The organism is Aeromicrobium sp. Sec7.5 (assembly GCF_036867135.1).
Lineage (GTDB): Bacteria > Actinomycetota > Actinomycetes > Propionibacteriales > Nocardioidaceae > Aeromicrobium.
This window is the reverse complement of sequence record NZ_JBAJIJ010000001.1, coordinates 1,196,576-1,216,309: the sequence shown is the minus strand read 5'-3', so window position 1 is coordinate 1,216,309 and position 19,734 is coordinate 1,196,576. Positions and strand designations below refer to the sequence as shown.

At 72.0% G+C, this 19,734-nt stretch carries 18 protein-coding genes; 2 read left to right on the top strand and 16 right to left on the bottom strand.

Annotated features, from left to right (window positions below):
- Positions 1-4: 4 nt before the first annotated feature.
- From V6S66_RS06150 to V6S66_RS06100, 11 genes are all read right to left on the bottom strand, one after another.
- On the bottom strand, positions 5-724 hold the full coding sequence (locus V6S66_RS06150; protein WP_334205864.1) for a YggS family pyridoxal phosphate-dependent enzyme: 720 nt from the start codon (positions 722-724) through the stop codon (positions 5-7).
- 76 nt (positions 725-800) lie between these two features.
- A complete protein-coding gene (locus V6S66_RS06145; protein ID WP_334205863.1) occupies positions 801-1,478 on the bottom strand; it encodes a polyphenol oxidase family protein in 678 nt (225 codons plus the stop codon).
- Entirely contained in the window at positions 1,479-2,615 is a 1,137-nt protein-coding gene (ftsZ, locus tag V6S66_RS06140) for a cell division protein FtsZ (protein ID WP_334205862.1), read from the bottom strand.
- A gap of 194 nt (positions 2,616-2,809) precedes the next feature.
- Positions 2,810-3,556, bottom strand: coding sequence for a cell division protein FtsQ/DivIB (locus tag V6S66_RS06135; protein WP_334205861.1), 747 nt, complete (start codon positions 3,554-3,556; stop codon positions 2,810-2,812).
- Between the two features lie 8 nt (positions 3,557-3,564).
- Positions 3,565-4,980: a UDP-N-acetylmuramate--L-alanine ligase gene (gene murC / locus V6S66_RS06130; RefSeq protein ID WP_334205860.1), complete on the bottom strand. Its 1,416-nt coding sequence runs from the start codon at positions 4,978-4,980 to the stop codon at positions 3,565-3,567.
- Complete coding sequence (gene murG / locus V6S66_RS06125; RefSeq protein ID WP_334205859.1) at positions 4,980-6,077, bottom strand: undecaprenyldiphospho-muramoylpentapeptide beta-N-acetylglucosaminyltransferase; 1,098 nt, start codon at positions 6,075-6,077, stop codon at positions 4,980-4,982. Before murG ends, murC begins: the two co-directional genes overlap by 1 nt.
- Complete coding sequence (ftsW, locus tag V6S66_RS06120; protein ID WP_334205858.1) at positions 6,074-7,285, bottom strand: putative lipid II flippase FtsW; 1,212 nt, start codon at positions 7,283-7,285, stop codon at positions 6,074-6,076. The genes murG and ftsW overlap by 4 nt, the downstream gene beginning before the upstream one ends.
- Before the next feature lie 61 nt (positions 7,286-7,346).
- Positions 7,347-8,828, bottom strand: a complete 1,482-nt coding sequence (murD, locus tag V6S66_RS06115) for a UDP-N-acetylmuramoyl-L-alanine--D-glutamate ligase (RefSeq protein ID WP_334205857.1) — start codon at positions 8,826-8,828, stop codon at positions 7,347-7,349.
- Positions 8,810-9,874: a phospho-N-acetylmuramoyl-pentapeptide-transferase gene (gene mraY, locus V6S66_RS06110; RefSeq protein ID WP_334205856.1), complete on the bottom strand. Its 1,065-nt coding sequence runs from the start codon at positions 9,872-9,874 to the stop codon at positions 8,810-8,812. Before mraY ends, murD begins: the two co-directional genes overlap by 19 nt.
- 69 nt (positions 9,875-9,943) lie before the next feature.
- Positions 9,944-11,344: a UDP-N-acetylmuramoyl-tripeptide--D-alanyl-D-alanine ligase gene (locus V6S66_RS06105; protein ID WP_334205855.1), complete on the bottom strand. Its 1,401-nt coding sequence runs from the start codon at positions 11,342-11,344 to the stop codon at positions 9,944-9,946.
- Positions 11,341-12,858 (bottom strand): UDP-N-acetylmuramoyl-L-alanyl-D-glutamate--2,6-diaminopimelate ligase, encoded by a 1,518-nt coding sequence (locus V6S66_RS06100; RefSeq protein WP_442885914.1) that lies wholly within the window; start codon positions 12,856-12,858, stop codon positions 11,341-11,343. The genes V6S66_RS06105 and V6S66_RS06100 overlap by 4 nt, the downstream gene beginning before the upstream one ends.
- Before the next feature lie 101 nt (positions 12,859-12,959).
- Between V6S66_RS06100 and V6S66_RS06095 the strand changes: the two genes are divergently transcribed.
- Positions 12,960-13,292 carry a histone-like nucleoid-structuring protein Lsr2 gene (locus tag V6S66_RS06095; RefSeq protein WP_334205853.1) on the top strand — a complete coding sequence of 111 codons (333 nt, stop codon included), beginning with the start codon at positions 12,960-12,962 and terminating at the stop codon, positions 13,290-13,292.
- Positions 13,293-13,695: 403 nt separating this feature from the next.
- Here V6S66_RS06095 and V6S66_RS06090 read toward each other — a convergent pair whose 3' ends face one another.
- The 5 genes from V6S66_RS06090 to V6S66_RS06070 form a co-directional block, all read right to left on the bottom strand.
- The gene (locus tag V6S66_RS06090) at positions 13,696-15,459 is read right to left on the bottom strand and encodes a peptidoglycan D,D-transpeptidase FtsI family protein (protein WP_334205852.1); all 1,764 of its coding nucleotides are present in this window, start codon (positions 15,457-15,459) and stop codon (positions 13,696-13,698) included.
- Positions 15,456-15,893 carry a hypothetical protein gene (locus V6S66_RS06085; RefSeq protein WP_334205851.1) on the bottom strand — a complete coding sequence of 146 codons (438 nt, stop codon included), beginning with the start codon at positions 15,891-15,893 and terminating at the stop codon, positions 15,456-15,458. The genes V6S66_RS06090 and V6S66_RS06085 overlap by 4 nt, the downstream gene beginning before the upstream one ends.
- Positions 15,894-16,001: 108 nt before the next feature.
- On the bottom strand, positions 16,002-16,958 hold the full coding sequence (gene rsmH / locus V6S66_RS06080) for a 16S rRNA (cytosine(1402)-N(4))-methyltransferase RsmH (RefSeq protein ID WP_334205850.1): 957 nt from the start codon (positions 16,956-16,958) through the stop codon (positions 16,002-16,004).
- Between the two features lie 166 nt (positions 16,959-17,124).
- Positions 17,125-17,574 (bottom strand): division/cell wall cluster transcriptional repressor MraZ, encoded by a 450-nt coding sequence (mraZ, locus tag V6S66_RS06075; RefSeq protein ID WP_290580372.1) that lies wholly within the window; start codon positions 17,572-17,574, stop codon positions 17,125-17,127.
- Between the two features lie 288 nt (positions 17,575-17,862).
- Positions 17,863-18,294, bottom strand: coding sequence for a DUF3040 domain-containing protein (locus V6S66_RS06070; RefSeq protein WP_334205849.1), 432 nt, complete (start codon positions 18,292-18,294; stop codon positions 17,863-17,865).
- 86 nt (positions 18,295-18,380) lie between these two features.
- On the opposite strand from V6S66_RS06070, the gene V6S66_RS06065 reads away from it, so the two are divergent.
- Entirely contained in the window at positions 18,381-19,640 is a 1,260-nt protein-coding gene (locus V6S66_RS06065) for a phytoene desaturase family protein (RefSeq protein WP_334205848.1), read from the top strand.
- The last annotated feature ends 94 nt before the right edge of the window (positions 19,641-19,734 follow it).

Sequence of the window (19,734 nt, the reverse complement as noted above, 5' to 3'; positions counted from 1 at the left end):
GACATTACCCGAGTGGCGGGCGTTCACCGAGGATCGCGCTCCCGACACGCAGGTGTGTCGCGCCCGCTGCGACGGCCGGTTCCAGGTCGCCGCTCATGCCGGCCGAGATGACCGTGGCTCCGGGATGGTCCGATCGCAGCTGCTCGGCCAAGATCGCGAGCCGCTCGAAGACCGGCGCGGGGTCGACGCCCAGCGGGGCCACCGTCATGACGCCACCCAGACGCAGGCGCTCGGTGCCCGCCACGGCGTCAGCGAGGGCGCGAAGGTCGGCGGGGGCCGCACCCGACCGGCCGTCGGACGGTCGGTCGAACTCGGGACCGAGGTCGACCTGCAGGAGCACCTCCAGCTCGCGCTCGGCCGCGACGGCGCCGCGCCCGAGCGATGCCACGAGCTTGGCCCGATCGACCGAGTGCACGACGTCGGCGTACCGCGCGACCGCACCGGCCTTGTTCGTCTGCAGGCCACCCATGAAGTGCCAGCGGAGCGGAGCCAGCACCTCCGCGGCCTTCTCCCCCGCCTCGGGGTGACGGTTCTCGCCGACGTCGGTGATCCCGAGGTCGGCGAGCAGTGCGACGTCGCTGGCCGGATACGTCTTGGTCACGACGATCAGCGTGACGTCGGCCCGGTCGCGGCCGGCCGCGGCGCACGCCGTGCGGATCCGCTCCTCGACCGTCGTGAGGTTCTCCCGCAGCTGCTGCTGCCTGGCGGGGATCTCAGGGCTCATCGCACGACCACCGTGGAAGAACGACGGTACGGCCGCCGTGCGATGACACCGGGATGGTTCGCTCGCTGGGGCTCGCTCATCGCACGACCACCACGACCCCGTGGCGTCCGGCGGCGTCACCGGAGCGCCGGTACGAGTGGTGCCGCGGGTCCTCGATCGTGCATCCGCCGACGTCGACGACCTCGACCCCTTCGGCGACCAGCTGGGAGATGACGCCGGCACCGATGTCGAGGGCCGGGGTGTCCCAGGTGGTGCGGGACCGCGTGCCGGGCACGGCGGCCTCGACCTGGGCCGCCATGTCCTCGGGCACCTCGTAGCAGTGACCGCACGCGCGTGGACCGACCCAGGCCCGCATCCGGACCGCGCCGGCGTCGCGCAGGGCACCGACCGCCGCAGGGACGACACCGGCCACGAGACCCACGCGCCCCGCGTGCACGACGGCGCCACGGGGGGCATCGAGATCGGCCACACCGATCGGCACGCAGTCGGCGGCCCGGGCGACGGCCGCTCCGGGGCGGTCGAGGAGCACCGCGTCGGCATCGGCCAGCTCGTCGTCGAGCGCGCCCCCGCGGATCGGCCAGGTGGCGTCGAGCGTGACCACATCGCGTCCGTGCACCTGGTGGACCGCCCCGACGACGCCTACCCCGAGCTCGCGGGCGAGCTCGGGGTAGGCGTCAGGTGAACGCAGGTCGCGGTCCGACCCCGTGAACGCGATCTCGACGCCGTGGTCGAGGCGCTCGTGGAACAGGAACACTCAGCGCAGGAAGTCGGGGATGTCGAGGTCGTCGTCGTACTCGACCTCGACCGGCTCCAGGGGACCATCGAGGTGCGGGTCGGGCTTGAGGTACTCCGACGCCTTCGCCGGCGGCTTCTCCTCGCTCGGCGCGGCGGGAACGGCCCCGTTCTCCCGCAGGAGGGCCGGCTGGGACGCGTCGCGGACCTTGGGCTCGCCCCCGTCGAAGCCCGCGGCGATGACGGTGACGCGCACCTCGTCACCGAGCGCGTCGTCGATCACGGCACCGAAGATGATGTTGGCCTCGGGGTCCACCGCGTCGGCGACGAGCCCGGCGGCCTCGTTGATCTCGAACAGGCCCAGGTCGGACCCTCCCGCGATCGACAGCAGCACGCCGCGAGCGCCTTCGATCGACGCCTCCAGCAGCGGGCTCGAGACGGCCATCTCGGCCGCGACGGCCGCCCGGGACTCCCCGCGCGCCGAGCCGATGCCCATGAGGGCCGAGCCGGCGTCGGACATGACCGACTTGACGTCAGCGAAGTCGAGGTTGATCAGGCCCGGTGTCGTGATGAGGTCGGTGATGCCCGAGACGCCCTGGTGCAGGACCTGGTCGGCCTGGCGGAAGGAGTCGAGCAGGCTGACGTTCGGATCGCTGATCGAGAGCAGCCGGTCGTTGGGGATCACGATGAGGGTGTCGACCTCCTCGCGCAGCGCCTGGATGCCGGCGTCGGCCTGTCCCGAGCGGTTGCGGCCCTCGAACTTGAAGGGCCGCGTCACGACGCCGATCGTGAGGGCACCGAGCGAGCGGGCGATGCGCGCCACGACCGGTGCTCCGCCGGTGCCCGTGCCGCCGCCCTCGCCGGCCGTCACGAAGACCATGTCGGCGCCCTTGATGGCCGCCTCGATCTCCTCGGCGTGGTCCTCGGCGGCGCGCTTGCCGATGTCGGGGTTGGCGCCGGCGCCGAGGCCGCGGGTGGAGTCGCGACCGACGTCGAGCTTGACGTCGGCGTCGCTCATGAGCAGGGCCTGGGCATCGGTGTTGATCGCGATGAACTCGACACCCTTGAGCCCCACCTCGATCATGCGGTTGACGGCGTTGACGCCACCGCCGCCGATGCCGACGACCTTGATCACGGCGAGATAGTTCTGGACCGCCATGGGGTTCCTTCCGGGCGAGATCCACCGCGAGGGTGGGTGTGCGTCTGGGGGTTCGAGACTGTTGGGGCGAGGTGGCCAGAACCCTGACCCTCTAGTAGAGGGTTGTAGTTATGTCAACCTCGTTCGTGTCCGACGGTACGTGCCCCGGCCCGGGCGGATCGGCGCGACACGCCGACGCCTCGCCCGTCGATTGGTCACTCCCGGGTCGTCGGCTGCTCCGGTGCACTCACGTCGTACTCCGACGCCTGCACGGTGCGCAGCAGCGCCGAGACGACCTCGATCTTGCGCTCACTGTCCTCCGCGCTCCCCCACCGGACGCTCCGGCCGTCGGTGAGCTGGAACATCAGGGAGTCCTGGGTCTCGGCCTCGCCGTACTCGATGGCCGCCAGCAGGTCGGGAGCCGAGGAGCGCAACACGTCCACGACCGCCCCGAGGCCCTCGAACGACTGCTGCCGGTCACGCGGATCATTGGTGTCGACGCGGATCTCCGTCAGGTCCGGCGGCGCGTCGAAGCGGCGGAAGTCCGACCCGAAGCGGTCGACGCCTCGGAACTCTCCGTCGATCTCGATCCAGGCGACCGCGGTGCGCTCCGTGATGCGCAGCTGCACCGTGCCGGGCCAGGACCGCGACGCCTCGACGGACTCGACCAGCGGAAGGGCCCGGACCCGCTCCTCGACGGCGTCGAGGTCGATCCGGGCGAGGGGACGCCCGATCGGCACCGCGGCGGCGGCCTCGACCTCGGTCTTCGTGAGCTGATCGGTGCCGGTGACCTCGACCCCGTCGGCAGCGAGCAGGGAGGAGAACGTCACGACCCAGGCACCGCCGAGCACCAGCAGCAGCACCGCGACGGCGATCAGCACCCGCGCCGCCGAGTGGAGCCGCGCAGCACGACGCCGACGCCCGAACAGTCGCCGGGTGTCGCCCGGTCCGCGCGTGGCCATGGACCCGCTCAGCCCTCGGTGGACGGCGCCGCGAGACGCTCGAGCAGGCGAGGTCCGACCGTCGTGATGTCGCCCGCACCGAGCGTGAGGAGGAGGTCGCCCGGACGGACGAGCCCGGCGAGGACCCCGTCGAGGTGCTCGATCGGACCACCCTCGCTCGCCGGCGTGCCCTCGACCGACGTGACCACCAGGGCCGAGGTCACCGCGGGGTCGGGATCCTCTCGGGCCAGGTACAGGTCGGCGACCACGACGCGATCGGCGCTGGACAGGGCCCGGCCCATCGCACGGCCGAACAGGCGGGTGCGGCTCACGAGGTGGGGCTGGAACGCGACGACCAGTCGGTCGTGGCCGGCCACCGCGCGAGCGGCGGCGAGGTCGGCGGTGATCTCGGTGGGGTGGTGCGCATAGGAGTCGTAGACCCGGACACCCCCGGCGTCGCCGAGGTGCTGCATGCGACGCGCCGCCCCGGTGTAGGTCGTGAGCCCCGCGGCCGCGGCACTCACGTCGGCGCCGAGCCGGTGGGCCGTGGCCAGGGCCAGGAGGGCGTCGCTCGCGTAGTGCGCGCCCACCACGCTGAGCGCGACCGCGACCTGGGCCTGGTCGGGACCCGTGGCCGTGAAGCGGGTGCCGCTCGCGTCGATCCGGAGCTCCGACCCCGTCCAGGTGACGTCCGAGGCGTCGAACCCGCACGTGATGACGTCCAGGCCCCGGGCGCGACCCGGATCGGCCAGCAGCGACGCGCCCGGGTCGTCGGCGTCGAGCACGAGGAACTCGCCCACGGTGTCGACGAAGTCGTCGAACGCGCCGGCGTACGCCTCGGGCGTGCCCCAGACATCGAGGTGGTCGGCGTCCACGTTCGTCACCACGGCGCCGGAGGGGTGGTAGACGAGGAAGGCGCCGTCGGACTCGTCGGCCTCCACGACGAGGTCGGTGCTCCGACCGAGCCGCGCGTTGGTGCCGAGCCGAGCGACCTCGGCGCCGATCGCGAAGGAGGGATCGACACCGGCCTCCAGGAGCGCGCACGTCAGCATCGCGGTCGTGGTGGTCTTGCCGTGCGTGCCGGCGACGGCCGTCGTGCGCCGACCGGCCATCAGCGCCGCGAGCCCTGCCGAGCGGGGCCACAGCCGCACACCGGCCGCCTGCGCCGCGACGACCTCGGGGTTGTCCTCGCGGACGGCGGTCGAGACCACGACGGTGTCGGCGCCCGCCACGTTCTCGGCGCGGTGCCCCAGGTGCACCGTGATGCCCTCGTCGACGAGCGCTCGGGTGACGGCCGACATCGCCTGGTCGCTGCCACTGACCTCGACGCCCTGCTGGGCCAGCAGCCGGGCGATGGCGGACAGGCCGGCACCACCGACACCCACCAGGTGCACGTGGCGCAGCGAGGAGGCCGGCACGATGACGTCCGGCACGGGGACCCGCATCAGCGCACCCCGTCCGCAGGACCCGGGGCACCGGCAGCGGCGTCGAGCACCATCTGCGCGAGGCGCTGGTCGGCGTCGCGCGGCAGCTCGTGCGCGGCGGCCTGGCTCATCTGCGCCAGACGCGTGGTGTCACGCAGCAGCGGCACGACGACCTGCTCGACCCACCGGGACGTGAAGGCGGCGTCGTCGATCAGGAGGGCGCCCCCTGACTGCACGACGGGATGGGCGTTGACGGCCTGCTCGCCGTTGCCGATCGGCAGCGGCACGAACGCGGCCGGGAGTCCGGTGACCGCGACCTCGGTGACCGTGTTGGCCCCGGCACGACAGACGATGAAGTCGGCCGCCGCGTAGGCGAGGTCCATGCGGTCGACGAATCCCTCGACGACGTACGGAGGATCGCCCTGGTGCCGGTCCGGCGCGGCCTCGTCAACCCGGCCGGCCACGTGCAGGACCTGCACCCCCGCATCGGCCAGCTCACGGGCTGCGCCGGAGACCGCGTGGTTGATGCGGCGAGCGCCCTGCGACCCGCCGGTCACGAGCAGGGTGGGCCGATCGGCCTCGAGCCCGAAGAACGCGCGCGCCTCGGCGCGGAGCGCGTCACGGTCCAGACCCGAGATGAGCCGCCGGATCGGCAGCCCGATCAGCTGGGCGTGCGGAAGATCGGTGCCCGGAAAGCTCGTGGCGACGTGGGTCGTGAACCGCGCCCCCAGCTTGTTGGCGATGCCGGGTCGGGCGTTGCCCTCGTGCACGACGATCGGCACGCGCTTGCGCGCGGCCAGGTAGGCGGGGACCGACACGTAGCCACCGAAGCCGCAGACGACGTCGGGCTGCACGCGCTCGATGACCTCCCGCGCGGCCGCGACCGAGCGCTTGAGGCGCACGGGCACCTTGGCGAGATCGGCACCGGGCTTGCGCGGGAGCGGCACCGGCGGCACCAGCTCGAGCGGGTAGCCCGCCTGCGGGATGAGCGTGACCTCCAGGCCGCGCGGCGTGCCGAGGCACGTGACCTCGACGCCGGCCTCGCGCAGCACCTCGGCGGTGGCGAGCAACGGCGAGGTGTGACCCGCGGTGCCTCCCCCGGCCAGCAGCACCTTCATCGGACCGCCTGCTTGCGGCGGGTGGACCGCCTGGTCGACAGGGCCCGCTCCGCGCCGGGCTCGGTGAGGGCGCAGCGGGCGAGCAGGCCGAGTGCCGTCATCGTGACGAGCAGGCTCGAGCCGCCGTAGGACATGAGCGGCAAGGTGATGCCGATGACCGGCAGCAGACCCAGGACCATGCCGATGTTGATCGCCGCCTGGACGCTGATCCAGACCGTGATGCCGATCGCGAGGTAGTGCGCGAAGGGGTCGCGGGTGCGCAGGGCGATGCGGACGCCGGCCACGGTGAGCACGACGAAGAGGATCAGCACGATCAGCGTGCCGAACAGGCCGAGCTCCTCGCCCACGACCGACAGGATGAAGTCGGTGTGAGCGTTGGGCAGCGCGCCCCACTTCTGGCGGCTGCCGCCCAGGCCCACGCCCCAGAAGCCGCCCGTGGCCAGGGCCATCATGGAGTGGATCGCCTGGTACCCGGTGCGGTCCGGGTCGGACATCGGGTCGATGAAGTTGAAGAGCCGGTCGACCCGGTGCGGCGCGGTCGCGACGAGCAGCACCAGCGCGACGCCCAGCAGCGCGGCGCCCGCGGCGACGAGCTTGCGCGGCAGACCCACGGCCCAGAGGAGCCCGAAGATCACGGCGAACAGGACCAGGGCGGTGCCGAGGTCCTTCTGCAGCACCACCAGCCCGGCGACCGCGCCCGCGATCGGGACCACCGGCATCAGCATCGCGTGCGTCGAGCGCCGACCGTGCAGCGCCTTCTGCCGCTTCGCGTACAGGGCGGCGATCCAGATGATGATGGCGAGCTTGGCGAACTCCGACGGTTGCAGGCGGAAGCCTCCCGCGAGCGGGAGCCAGTTGCGGTTGCCGCCGACCTCGACACCGATGCCCGGCACGAGGGTCATGAGCATCAGCAGCACCACGATGCCCAGGAGCGGGGCGGCGGCCCGGCGCAGGAACGACAGTGGCAGCTTGAGGGCGGCGTAGGCGCCCGCGAGACCGAGCACTGCGAAGAGAACCTGCTTCGTGACGATCGCGTACGAGTTGCCGCCGGACCGGAACGCGAGCACCGAGCTCGCGCTCAGGACCATCACGAGACCCAGACCGACCAGCAGCGCGGAGGCGCCGAGGACGAGCTGGTAGGACGCCAGGGGGCGCTCGAGCACGCGGCGCAGCGCCTCGGTGGGACGGCGGTCGGTGGTGGTGCTCATGCGGTGCTCATGACGGGCTCACGGGGTGCTGCTCCTGGGGGAAGGGTGTCAGGAGTGGGTCTCAGGTTCGGGTGTGACGCCGCACTGCTGCGGCGAACGCCTCACCACGGTGGGCATAGCTGCGGAACTGGTCCATGGAGGCGCACGCCGGGGCGAGCAGCACCGTGTCGCCCTCCCGGGCGAGCGAGGCTGCGGACGCGACGACCGCTTCCATGGGGTCAGTCTCGCCGCTGTCGACCTCGATCACCGGGATCTCGGGCGCGTGTCGCCGGAGCGCGTCGGCGATCAGCTCGCGGTCGCGTCCGACCAGCACGACCCCACGCAGCCGGTCACGGACGTCGAGCACGAGCTCGTCGAACGTCGCACCCTTCGCCAGCCCCCCGGCCACCCACACGACGTCCGCGGCGGAGTGGAGCGCGGCCCGGGCCGCCGACACGTTGGTGGCCTTGGAGTCGTCGATCCAGCGGACTCCCCCGGCCTCGGTGACCAGCGCCATCCGGTGGGCGTCGAGGCGGAAGCTGCGCAGCCCGTCGCGCACGGCCCGCTGCGAGACTCCGTGGGCGCGGGCCAGCGCGGCGGCCGCCAGCGCGTCGGCGACCACGTGGGGTGCCGCCGGGACGCCGTCCCGCTCCAGGTCGGCCAGCGTGCCCAGCTCGGCGGCACTGGTGTGTCGGTCCTCGACGAACGCGCGGTCGGCGATGACGTCCTCGACGAGGCCGATCATGCCGGGCCCGGGGGTGCCGAGGGTGAACCCGATCGCCCTACACCCCTCGACCACGTCGGCATCCATCACGAGCCGCTCGGTCGTGGCGTCCTGCACGTTGTAGACGCAGGCGAGGCGGGCGTGCTGGTAGACGCGGCCCTTCGCCGCGGCGTACGCCGCCTCGTCACCGTGCCAGTCGAGGTGGTCGGGCTCGACGTTGAGCACGACCGACGCCTCGCACGAGAGGGACTCGCTCCAGTGGAGCTGGTAGCTCGACAGCTCGACCGCCAGGACGTCGTAGGGCTCGGGATCCATGACGGCCTCCAGGACGGGACGCCCCACGTTGCCGACGGCCGCGGAACGCAGGCCCTCGGCACGGAGGATCTCGTCGAGCATCTGCACCGTCGTGGTCTTGCCGTTGGTGCCCGTGACGGCGAGCCACGGCGCCGCGTCGGGGCCACGCAGACGCCAGGCCAGCTCGACCTCGCCCCAGACGGGGATGCCGCGCTCGGCGGCCTCGAGGAAGAGCGGGGTCGAGGGCGGCCACCCGGGCGAGGTGACCACGAGGTCGACGTCGTCGAGCGACACGCCGGCCTCGGGCCCCATGCGGACGTCGACGCCGAGGATCTCCAGGAGCGTCGCCTTCTCCCGCTGGGCTCCTTCGGGGATCGCGTGGTCGAGCACGACGACCTCGGCACCCTGGTGCTGCAGCGTGTCGGCCGCGGCGTACCCGCTGGCGCCCAGTCCCGCGACCACCGCCCGCACACCGGTCCAGCGGTCCTCCCGGCCCAAGGCCTGAGGATCCGCACGGTCGCGCTCGCTCACAGACCGACGACCCATTCCCAGTAGAAGATGCCGAGGCCCGTCGCGACGCACAGCCCGCTGATGAGCCAGAACCGCACGACGATCGTGATCTCGGCCCACCCGAGCAGCTCGAAGTGGTGCTGCAGGGGGGCCATGCGGAAGATCCGTTTGCCGCCGGAGAGCTTGAAGTACCCGACCTGCAGGATCACCGACGCCGTGATGATGACGAACAGGCCGCCGAGCACGATGAGGAGGAGCTCGGTGCGGGTCATCAGCGCGAAGCCGGCCATCGCGCCGCCGAGCGACAGTGAACCGGTGTCGCCCATGAAGATCTTGGCGGGCGAGGTGTTCCACCACAGGAAGCCGAAGCACGCGCCCGTGAGCGCCGAGGCCACGATCGCGAGGTCGAGCGGGTCGCGGACGTCGTAGCACTTCGCGCCCGGCGCGATGGCGCAGCTCTGGTTGAACTGCCAGATGTTGATCAGCACGAAGGCGCCGAACACCATGACGGAGGCGCCCGTGGCGAGGCCGTCCAGGCCGTCGGTCAGGTTGACGCCGTTGCTCGTGCCCGCGATCAGGATGAGCACCCAGATGACGAGCAGCACGGTGGGCAGCTCCCAGCCGGGCAGGTCGCGCGTGAAGCTGATCGCGTGCGTGATCGGCGTGTCGCCGTTCTCGTCCTCGAACCTGATCGCGAGCAGCGCGAAGACCAGGCCGACCGAGATCTGCCCCACCATCTTGGCCTTGCTGCGCAGTCCGAGACTGCGCTGGCGCGAGATCTTGATGTAGTCGTCGAGGAATCCGATGGCGCCGAGGCCGACGAACAGGAACAGCAGCAGCAGGGCCGAGGCGCTGGGCGGCACACCGACCTGGAGTCGTCCGGCGCCGTAGCCGATCACGACCGCGACGAGGATGACCAGGCCACCCATCGTGGGCGTGCCGCGCTTGACGTGGTGCGACGTCGGACCGTCGTCGCGGATGAGCTGCCCGTAACCCTTGGAGACCAGCACCTTGATGGCGAGGCGCGTGCCGAGCAACGTGCTCATCAGCGCCACGGCACCAGCGATCAGGATGGCCAGCATCGGGGGTGGTGCTCCTTCTCGATCAGGCGGACGGGCGGGCTCCACGGGTCGGCCCTGGCGACCGGGCCCCTACGGGGTGTGCGGTCCCCCGGCAGTATGCCGGTTGGGGCCGCGCAGTGCGTCGACGACCCGCTCCAACCGACCGCCCCTCGATGCTTTCACGAGGACGACGTCGTCGGGGCGCAGGCTCGCCCGGAGATGGTCGACGGCCTCGGTGACGTCGGCCACCGTGACGCCGATGTCGCCGGCACCTGCGGCGATCGGCGCTGCCTCCGCGCCCACGGCGACGACGGACCGCAGGCCCGACTGCAGCGCCAGCTCGCCCACGCGCCGGTGCAGCTCGGCCGACTCGGGGCCGAGCTCGAGCATGGCCCCGAGGACCGCGACCCCGCGGCCGCCCGCCGCCTCGGCGAGCCAGCCGATCGCCGCCGTCATGGACTCGGGGTTGGCGTTGTAGGCGTCGTCGACCACGACGACGCCCTCGCTCGTGACGTGCCGGGCCATCCGGTGGGGCGACCGGGGGGTGGCCGTGCCCAGGCGGGAGGCTGCCTCGACGAACGGCACCCCAGCGGCGACGGCCATCGCGACGGCCGCCGCGGCGTTGGCACCGTGGTGCAGTCCCAGCTGCGGGAGCACGACGTCGACGGACTCCGCCGCGTGGACGAGCGTGAGCGCCGGGAAGCCCGTGCCGTCGAGCGCGAGCGACGCCAGCCGGACCTCCGCTGCGGGGTCCTCGCCGAAGCCGAGCACCGACGCCGCGGTGCGATCGGCCATCGCGCGCACCCGGCGGTCGTCGAGGTTGAGGACAGCCCTGCCGTCGGGCCGGAGGGCCTCCACGATCTCGCCCTTGGCCTGCGCCGTCAGGTCGAGTCCGCCAAACTCCCCCACGTGGGCCGTGCCGACGTTCAGCACCGCGGCGACGTCGGGCGGCGTGATCCGGCACAGCGTCGCGATGTGGCCGAGCCCTCGGGCCCCCATCTCGACGACCAGGAACCGCGTGCTCCGATCGGCCCGGAGCACCGTGAGCGGCACGCCCCACTCGTTGTTGAAGGAACCCTCGGGCGCCACTGTGGGGCCGGCCGGCTCGAGCAGGTGGGCGAGCAGGTCCTTCGTGCTGGTCTTGCCCGCCGAACCCGTCAGGGCGATCGTGACGAGTCCGTCGGCGGCGAGGACGTCGTGGACGTGTCGGGCCAGCCGTCCCAGCGCGACCGTGACGTCCTCGACCACGACCAGCGGCACTTCGGCCCCGGGCAGGTCGCGGGCGACCAGCGCCGCAGCGGCGCCCCGGCTGCCGGCGCCGCTGACGTGGTCGTGCCCGTCGGCGTGGTCCCCCCGGAGCGCGACGAACAACCCCCCGTGGACGACCTGGCGCGAGTCGATCACGGCCGGAGCCGTCACGTGCGCCTCGCGGTCGCCGACGACCCGGCCCTCGACGATCTCGGCGATGCGGCCGACGGAGAGCTCGATCACGACCGATCCACCCGTCCCTCGAGGAGGTTGCGCACGACGTCGCGGTCGTCGAAGGGGTGGACCACGCCGTCGATCTCCTGCCCGGACTCGTGACCCTTGCCCGCGACCACGACGGTGTCGCCGCGCCGGGCCGTACCGACGGCGTGCGCGATCGCCTCATGACGGTCGCCGATCTCGACCGTCTCGGCGGGACCGCCCCGGGCACCCTCCAGGACTGCCTGCCGGATCCGGGCCGGGTCCTCGGACCGCGGGTTGTCGTCGGTCACGACCACCAGGTCGGCGAGCTCGGCGGCGAGTGCGCCCATCGTGGGCCGCTTGCCCGTGTCGCGGTCTCCCCCGGCGCCGATCACGACGATCAGGCGGCCCGCCGTGACCGGACGCAGCGCGCGCAGCACGGCCGTGACGGCATCGGGCTTGTGCGCGTAGTCGACGACGACCGTGAAGTCCTGGCCCGCCTCGACGCGCTCCATCCGCCCGGGCACGCCGGGCGAGGCCGCCAGGCCCCGGGCGAGCTCGCCGAGGTCGCGTCCCTCACCCGCGAGGGCGACGAGCACGGCCACCGCGTTGGAGACGTTGAAAGCTCCCGGCAGCGGCACCGCGACGTCGACGGCGGACCCGTCGGGCGCCACGAGCTGCAGCTCCGAGCCGAGCCGGTGCGACCGCACGTTCACGGCGCGCCAGTCGGCCACCGCACCCTCGGTCGAGAACGTCGTGACGGGTACCTCGGCCCGGTCGACCAAGCGACGACCGAAGGTGTCGTCGACGTTGACGACCCCCCGCCGCGCGTGGTCAGCCGTGAACAGCTGCGCCTTGGCGTCGAAGTAGTCGTCGAGGTCGCGGTGGAAGTCGAGGTGGTCGCGCCCCAGGTTGAGGAACACGCCGACGTCGAACGCGAAGCCGTCGACCCGGCGCTTCACGAGCGCATGGCTCGACACCTCCATCGCGCAGGTGCGGACGCCCTCCTCCCGCATCACGGCGAACAGGGCCTGCAGCTGCGGGGCCTCGGGCGTGGTGAGCGCCGAGGCGACGGGGCGCCCGAGGATGCGGGTGCCGATCGTGCCGACGACCGCAGCCGGCGGCCCGGCAGCGGCCTCGCCGAGGTAGGTCGTGGTGGTCTTGCCCTGGGTGCCGGTGACCCCCAGCGTCGTGAACGACCGGGTGGGGTGGTCGTACAGCTCGGCGCTGAGGCGGCCCAGGTCGGCGCGGGGGTCGTCGAGCACCACCACGGGGACCCCGGTCAGGCGCGGCTCCTCGGCCAGGAGGGCGGCCCCGTCGACGTCGGTGATGACCGCGACGGCACCGGCGGCCGCGGCGTCGCCCGCGAAACGTGCACCGTGGGCGCGCGCGCCCGGGAGCGCCGCGAACGCGTCGCCGGGCACCACCTGGTGGCTCCCGAGGACGATCCCCGTGACGTCGACGTCACGGTGACCGGTGACACCTGGACCCGAGGCGCCGGCGCTCGTGACCAGGTCGGCCAGGCGACGGCGGGGCGTCGTCGAGGGACGGTCACGCATCAGGTCAGGCACCGCTCGAGACTACCGGCCGGGTCGGCGAACGCTCGTCACGCCACTTCTTCGTATTGTCGAATTCCCACCCGTTGCCTATTCTCCGATTTATGGCTAAACGCACCATTGCGAAATACTTCTCCGACCTCAGCGGAAATGACATCGAGTCCAGCTCCCCCACCGTGCACTTCGCCTTTGACGGCGCCAGCTACGAGATCGACCTGACCGAGACCGAGGCCGACGAGCTTCGCGAGGCCCTCGCGCCGTACGTCGCAGTCGCTCGCCGCGCCTCGGGGACCCGGGCGGCCCGCAAGGCGTCCTCCGCCTCCGGCGGCCCCTCGCCCAAGGACGTCCGTGCCTGGGCCGTCGCGCAGGGCCTCGACGTCCCCACCCGCGGCCGCATCCCCGCCTCCCTCACCGAGGCCTACGAGTCCCAGCACTAGAGCGCGGGTCGGCGACCTGACCGCTGCCGAGGGGGCGTTCGGGACCAGGGGTGATGCAATCCTGCAGCCAGGGCAGCCCAGATGCATCGTCGCTTGCGCGCCACAGCGCCTGGTCCGTGGCCGCCTGTCGGGTCCGACCCAGGCGGCCAGCCAACCGGAGTTTCGAGGCTCACGCCCTTGCGGGCATTCGCACCTCAACCACCGGGGGTGACCACTGGTCGAGCGGAGCGAGACTGAGCCGCCCCGTGGCTCGCTCTAGCGAGACACGGAGATGAGCGCGAGGAACGAGCGCGCGCGGCTCACCACCGGTGGTGACCACTGGTCGAGCGGAGCGAGACTGAGCCGCCCCGTGGCTCGCTCTAGCGAGACACGGAGATGAGCGCGAGGAACGAGCGCGCGCGGCTCACCACGTGGTCGGCGTCTGCGGCGCTCCGGCGCCCGTCGGCAGGATGCCGAACCGCTGCAGGGCCATCGACATGATGTCGCGGAACACCGGGGCCGCCGTGCCACCGCCGCTGGCGGCGGCGGTGGGGTTGTCGATCACGACGTAGGTCAGGAAGCGCGGGGCGTCGGCCGGGGCGAACCCGACGAACGAGACCGTGTGCGACCCGCTGACGTAGCGACCCGAGTCGGGGTCGACGCGCCACGCCGTGCCGGTCTTGCCCGCCACGCGGTAGCCCGGGATCTGGGCGGCCGGGGCCGAGCCCTCATCGGTCACGACGGCCTCCATCATGGTCGTGACCGACCGTGCGGCGTCCTGCGAGATGATCTGCTGCGGGGTGTCCTGCGGGGTCGCCGTCGTCACGCCGTCGGGCGACTGCAGTCCGCTGACGACCGAGGGATCGCAGATCTGGCCGCCGTTGGCGATCGCGCCGACCGCACGCACCATCTGCATCGCGGTGACCGACACGCCCTGGCCGAACGAGATCGTGGCGTGGTTCGCCTTCGACCAGCCCGCGGGATCGGTCAGGATGCCGACCGACTCGCCGGGGAGGTCAACGCCGGTCTTCTGGCCGAACCCGAAACGCGTCAGGTACTCGTGCATCGTCTCGTCGTCCATCTGCTGGGCGGCGATGATCGTGCCGAGGTTGGAGGACTTCGCGATGACGCCGGCTGCCGTGAGGTTGAGCTGGCCGTGGTCCCACGCATCGCCGATCGTGAAGCCGTCGATCAACATCGACGACGGCACGCTGATGGGGGTCGTCGGCGCGATCTTGCCCTGGTCGGCGAGCGCGGCCATCGTCACGGTCTTCATGACCGAACCCGGCTCGTAGACCGTCTGCAGCCCCCGACTCACGGTCTTCGCGTCGGTGAGGTCGGTCTTCGCGTCGGCATCGAAGGTGGGAACCTGCGACATCTGCAGGACCTCGCACGTCTGGACGTCCAGCGTCACGGCGAGGCCCCAGTCGGCGTCCGCGGCCTGCACGGCCTGCGACAGCGCGTCGTCGGCGTACCACTGCAGGTCGCTGTCGATCGTCGTCCGCACGTCGTTGCCCGGCACCATCTCGGTCACCTGGCTGTCGGCCAGCGGGATCTTCTCCCCCGTGGGCGAGACGTTGTAGGTGGCCGACCCGTCGGTGCCCGACAGCAGCTCGTCGTACTTCTGCTCGAGGCCGCCGACACCTTGGCCGTCGTCGTTCAGGCGCCCGATGAGGTTGGCGGCGACGGAGCCGTTCGGGTACGAACGGAGGCTCTCGTGCTGGACGAAGACCCCGTTCAGGTCGGCCTCCCTCAGCCCGTCCATGACCTGGTCGGCCTGCCACGCGGGCACGTCCTTGACCACGTAGACAAACCGGCTGTCGGGCTTGCGGAGCTGGTCGATGACGTCGAAGTAGTCGATGTCGGACCCCAGCACCTCACGCAGGATCCCGGCGATCTGAGGGGCGTTCTCGGCGGTCAGCTTCGGGTCGGCCGTCAAGGTGATCCCGTCGAAGCTCGTCGCGAGCGGGACCCCGTTGCGGTCGAGGATCTCGCCGCGCTCGGCCGGCACCACGGTCGAGCGGGTCCCGGCATCGCTCGCCATCGCGGCGTAGGCGCTGGTGTCGAAGCCCTGGATCTGCAGCAGCCGCGCCCCGAAGGCCAGGAACACCACGAGGACGATCGCGAGGCTGATCTGCACGCGTCGACGCACGACACCGGCGCGTCGCGCGCGGGTCGAGGCGTTCACGGTCGGCTCCCGGCCGCGGTGGGGACACCGATGATCTCGCCGGTGTCGGGCTTGAGGAAGACGGGCGTCTCGTTGGGGATCATGCCGATCGCACTCGCGGCCGCGGCCAAGGACGCCGGGTTCGCCAGGCGGTCCGCGTCGTACTCCAGCTGCTGCTGCTGCACCGCGAGGCTCGTGGACTGCTCCTGCAGCCGCGCCAGCTCGAAGGCCTGGTTCTGCAGGGCGGTGCTCAGGACGACGAGCCCGACCAGCCCGACCGACAAGATCGTGACGACCACGACCACGAACGGCGCGCGGCGGGCCCGTGCCCGGGCGGGCGCGACGATGCGCAGGGCTCGCTCACGAGCCGCGCCGGCCCGGGACAGGTCGCGGGTCGGGACGGCAGCGGATCGTGCAGCGGGTCGAACCGTCGACCGTGCCGGTGCAGCGCTCATGACCTGTCCACTCGCTGGCGCTCGCTCATGACGGCACCGCCTCGGAAAAAGCGACGGTAGGCGACACCGTCATGAGGTCATCTTGAATGTTCGCTCGCTGGCGCTCGCTCATGCGGCAGCCACCCTCTCCACGGCCCGGACACGCACGGAGGCGGCTCGGGGATTGGCCTCGATCTCGGCGGGCGAGGCAACCTCGGCACCGCGGGTGAGGAGCTTGAACCGGGGACGCTGGTCCTCCGGGACGATCGGCAGGTCGCGCGGCGCCGTGCTCGTCGTGACCGCACTGAACCCACGCTTGGTGATGCGGTCCTCGAGCGAGTGGTACGACAGCACGACCACCCGGCCCGACACGTCGAGCACGTCGAGCGCGGCGGGCAGCGCCCGCTCGTACACGCGCAGCTCGTCGTTGACCTCGATGCGCAGGGCCTGGAACGTGCGCTTGGCCGGATTGCCGCCCGTGCGGCGCGCCGCCTGCGGGATGCTCTGGCGCACGAGGTCGACCAGGCGCGCGCTCGTCGTGAACGGCTCGGTCTCGCGCGCCCGCACCACGTTGTCGGCGATGCGCTTGGCGAACTTCTCCTCGCCGTAGACCCGCAGGACACGCGCGAGGTCCCGCGCGTCGTAGTCGTTGAGCACGTCGGCGGCGGTCAGGGGCCCGCTCGCGTCCATCCGCATGTCGAGGGGCGCGTCCTGGGAGTACGCGAACCCGCGCTCGGCCTGGTCGAGCTGCATCGAGGACACCCCGAGGTCGAACAGGACCGCGGACACGGTCGGCGCACCGGCCTCGGCCACGACCCGGGCGATGTCGTCGTAGACGGCCTCGGCCGCCGTGAAGCGGTCACCGAACTCCGCGAGCCGCTCCCGGGCGATGCGCAGGGCGTTCGGGTCGCGGTCGATGCCGATCACGCGGGCCTGCTCGAACGTCTCGAGGAAGGCCCGCGCGTGACCGCCGAGACCCAGGGTCGTGTCGACGACGACAGCACGGTCCCCCGCGGCCTCGACGGCCGGGGCCAGCAGCTCGAGCACGCGCTCGAGCGCCACCGGCACGTGGGACGGGGTGGTCATCGGCGCTCCTCGGGGACAGCAGTGCGTGGTGCAACGGGGTCGGGATGCAGCGGGTCCTGCGGGTGCGGCCGTGGGTCCAGACCCCCGGCCGTGCAGTCCTGGCACCGGGGAAGTGCGCCAGGGCCGCTCGGTCGGAGATCTCGCTCCACGGACGAGTGGTCGTGCGTCAGAACAGGTCGAAGTCCTCCTCGTCGCCGAGGTTGGCGAAGGCCTCGTCCTGCTCGGCGGTGAACTGCGTCCAGCGCTGCTCGTCCCAGATCTCGATCCGGTCCATCGCGCCGATCACGGCACAGTCGCGTTCCAACGAGGCCCACTCGCGCAGCAGCGCCGGGATCGCGACCCGCCCCTGCTTGTCGGGCACCTCGGTCGAGGCGCTGGCATACAGCGAGCGTTGGAAGTAGCGCACCTGCCGGTTCGTGAACGACGACGCCCGCAGCTTCTGCGTGAGCTCGGAGAACGTCTCGGGCTTCCACCCGTAGATGCAGTTCTCCTGACCCTTCGCCAGGACGACGCCCTCGTGGAACATCGCGCGGAACTTCGCCGGCAGGAAGATGCGGCCCTTCTCGTCGAGCTTGGGGGTGAACGTGCCGAAGAACTGCGCGGACTCGACGGTCACGGCGCACCTCCTCCACCTCACGCCGATTCATCTCGGCTGCTCCCTTTTGCTCCACAGTACTCCACTTTGCACCACCCAGGGGGCAAACGCCCTGCATTTGAGCGCCCTGAACGTGCGCGTGTCGCGGGACACACGCCGAGAAATCGCCGTCAGACCGCGAGGAGAGGTGCTCCGGGGAGGAGGGTGGAGCGCCGAGCGGCGGGCGAGCGGCCCCAGACGTGCCGGGCGCACGCAAGAACGGACCGAACCCAGAGGGTTCGGTCCGTCAGGTGGAGCGGGGTGGAGGGGTCAGAAACCGCCGTTGTCGTCGCGGCGCTTCTGCCAGCGCTGTTCCATGCGCTCGACGAAGCTGCCCGACTTCTGCGGCTTCTGGGGACGACCCGAGCCGCTGCCACGCGGCGCGCGGGGTCCGGCCGCACGAGCCTGCGGCGAGGCCTCGGACCCCGAGCCGAAGCCGCGACGCCACGAGTGGACGAAGAGGTAGCCGCTGCCGATCATCAGCACGAAGCCGATGACCGCGAGCCACGTGTAGGTGAGCATCGTGCCGTAGAACAGCACGCCCAGCCCGGCGACGAAGCCGATGGCTGCCAACACCGCGAAGCGCCGGTTGCGGGCTTCCAGCGCCGACCCCCGCAGCGTCGAGGCGAAGGCCGGGTCCTCGGCAGCGAGCGACTGCTCGAGCTGCTGGAGAAGTCGGGCTTCCTCGTCTGACAGCGGCACGGTTGCCTCCTGAGCAATGGCGTTTCCCCAAAGTCTAGGCGCCCTTCGGTCACCCGACCACCCGGAGTCCGCACTAGGGTGCTCGCATGTCTCGGATCGTGGTCGTCGGCGCTGGCTTCGCGGGGCTGTCCGCGGCGGTCCGGCTGGCCAAGTCACGCCACGACGTGACGCTCCTGGAGGCGTCCGACCGGGTCGGCGGCGCGCTCCACGGGATCGAGATCGACGGGCGACGCTGGAACCTGCACCCCCAGGCCGTCACGACGCCGGGGGTCTTCCGTGACCTCTTCCGCAAGTCCGGGCGCACGATGGAGGCCAGCCTCGGCCTGACTCCCGCGCCCCCTCGCCGCCACGTCTTCGCGGACGGCTCGGTGCTCGACCTCCCTCACGGTCGTCGCAGCGACCAGCACGACGCGATCGAGTCCGTCGTGGGGTTCGACACCTGGTCGCCGTGGGTGGACTCGCTCGGCGAGGTCTGGGAGGTGCTGCGTCGCCAGTCGTACGACCAGGTCCTGAACGGCCCGGAGGACTTCGACCGCGAGGCACGCAAGCTGCTGCACACCCGGCGGATGATGACGTCGTTCGGCCGCCGGAGCTTCGGCGACCCCCGCCTGCGCAAGCTCGTGCTCGACCCGGTGCGCCACCAGGGCCTGGACCGCGGGGCCACCCCGGCGTTCCTGTCGGTCTGGCACTACGTCGAGCGCTCCTTCGGCCTCTGGAACTTCGACGGCGACTGGCCCGGCCTCGCCGCCGCCCTCGAGAGGCGGCTCACCGAGCGTAAGGTCGACCTGCGCACCGGGACGCGCGGGCTCGCGGTGGCCCGCGACGGCGACCAGGTCGTCGGCGTCGACACCGACGCCGGACGCATCGACTGCGAGGTCGTGGTCTGGTGCAACCGTGCGGTACCGACCGGCGACGTCCACCGGTCGGGGATTCCGGCGGTGCCGTCGTCCCGGACCCTGCTGGTGCTCGGCGAGGACCCGCCCGAGCTGGGCGTCGAGACGCTCGTGCACGGCAATCCCCCCGTCCTCGCCCATCGCACGTCCGCGGGCGTGTGGACGCTGGAGCACCGCAGCGGCGAGGACGTCCTCGCGGCACTGGCCCGTTTCGGCATCGACCTGCGCGACCGGGTCCTCGAGCGCCACGACCTCAACCCGTCGAAGGTCGTCGCCCACGTCGACGACGGCTGGATGTGGACCGGGTGGACGTCGATGTTCCGTCGCCCCGGCGTCGCGCCGAGCGGTGGGCTCTTCCACGCGGGCGCACACGCCCATCCCGGGCCCCGGCTCGAGCAGATCGGCATGGCGACCGCCGCCATCTCCGGCGCCCTGGGCGCCGTGCCGCGCTAGGCGTCCGCACCGGCAAGAGCGCGTGGGCCACGATGTGCGCTCAGATGTGGGGTTCACACGTAGCCAAACCCCACAACTGCGCGCACATCTCGGA

Excerpts from the sequence above, each read along its gene's own strand:
- V6S66_RS06150 (WP_334205864.1), bottom strand. The coding sequence starts at position 724 with ATGAGCCCTGAGATCCCCGCCAGGCAGCAGCAGCTGCGGGAGAACCTC.
- ftsZ (WP_334205862.1), bottom strand. The coding sequence starts at position 2,615 with ATGGCGGTCCAGAACTATCTCGCCGTGATCAAGGTCGTCGGCATCGGC.
- V6S66_RS06135 (WP_334205861.1), bottom strand. The coding sequence starts at position 3,556 with ATGGCCACGCGCGGACCGGGCGACACCCGGCGACTGTTCGGGCGTCGG.
- murC (WP_334205860.1), bottom strand. The coding sequence starts at position 4,980 with ATGCGGGTCCCCGTGCCGGACGTCATCGTGCCGGCCTCCTCGCTGCGC.
- murG (WP_334205859.1), bottom strand. The coding sequence starts at position 6,077 with ATGAAGGTGCTGCTGGCCGGGGGAGGCACCGCGGGTCACACCTCGCCG.
- ftsW (WP_334205858.1), bottom strand. The coding sequence starts at position 7,285 with ATGAGCACCACCACCGACCGCCGTCCCACCGAGGCGCTGCGCCGCGTG.
- murD (WP_334205857.1), bottom strand. The coding sequence starts at position 8,828 with ATGGGTCGTCGGTCTGTGAGCGAGCGCGACCGTGCGGATCCTCAGGCC.
- mraY (WP_334205856.1), bottom strand. The coding sequence starts at position 9,874 with ATGCTGGCCATCCTGATCGCTGGTGCCGTGGCGCTGATGAGCACGTTG.
- V6S66_RS06100 (WP_442885914.1), bottom strand. The coding sequence starts at position 12,858 with ATGCGTGACCGTCCCTCGACGACGCCCCGCCGTCGCCTGGCCGACCTG.
- V6S66_RS06095 (WP_334205853.1), top strand. The coding sequence starts at position 12,960 with ATGGCTAAACGCACCATTGCGAAATACTTCTCCGACCTCAGCGGAAAT.
- V6S66_RS06085 (WP_334205851.1), bottom strand. The coding sequence starts at position 15,893 with ATGAGCGCTGCACCGGCACGGTCGACGGTTCGACCCGCTGCACGATCC.
- rsmH (WP_334205850.1), bottom strand. The coding sequence starts at position 16,958 with ATGACCACCCCGTCCCACGTGCCGGTGGCGCTCGAGCGCGTGCTCGAG.
- V6S66_RS06065 (WP_334205848.1), top strand. The coding sequence starts at position 18,381 with ATGTCTCGGATCGTGGTCGTCGGCGCTGGCTTCGCGGGGCTGTCCGCG.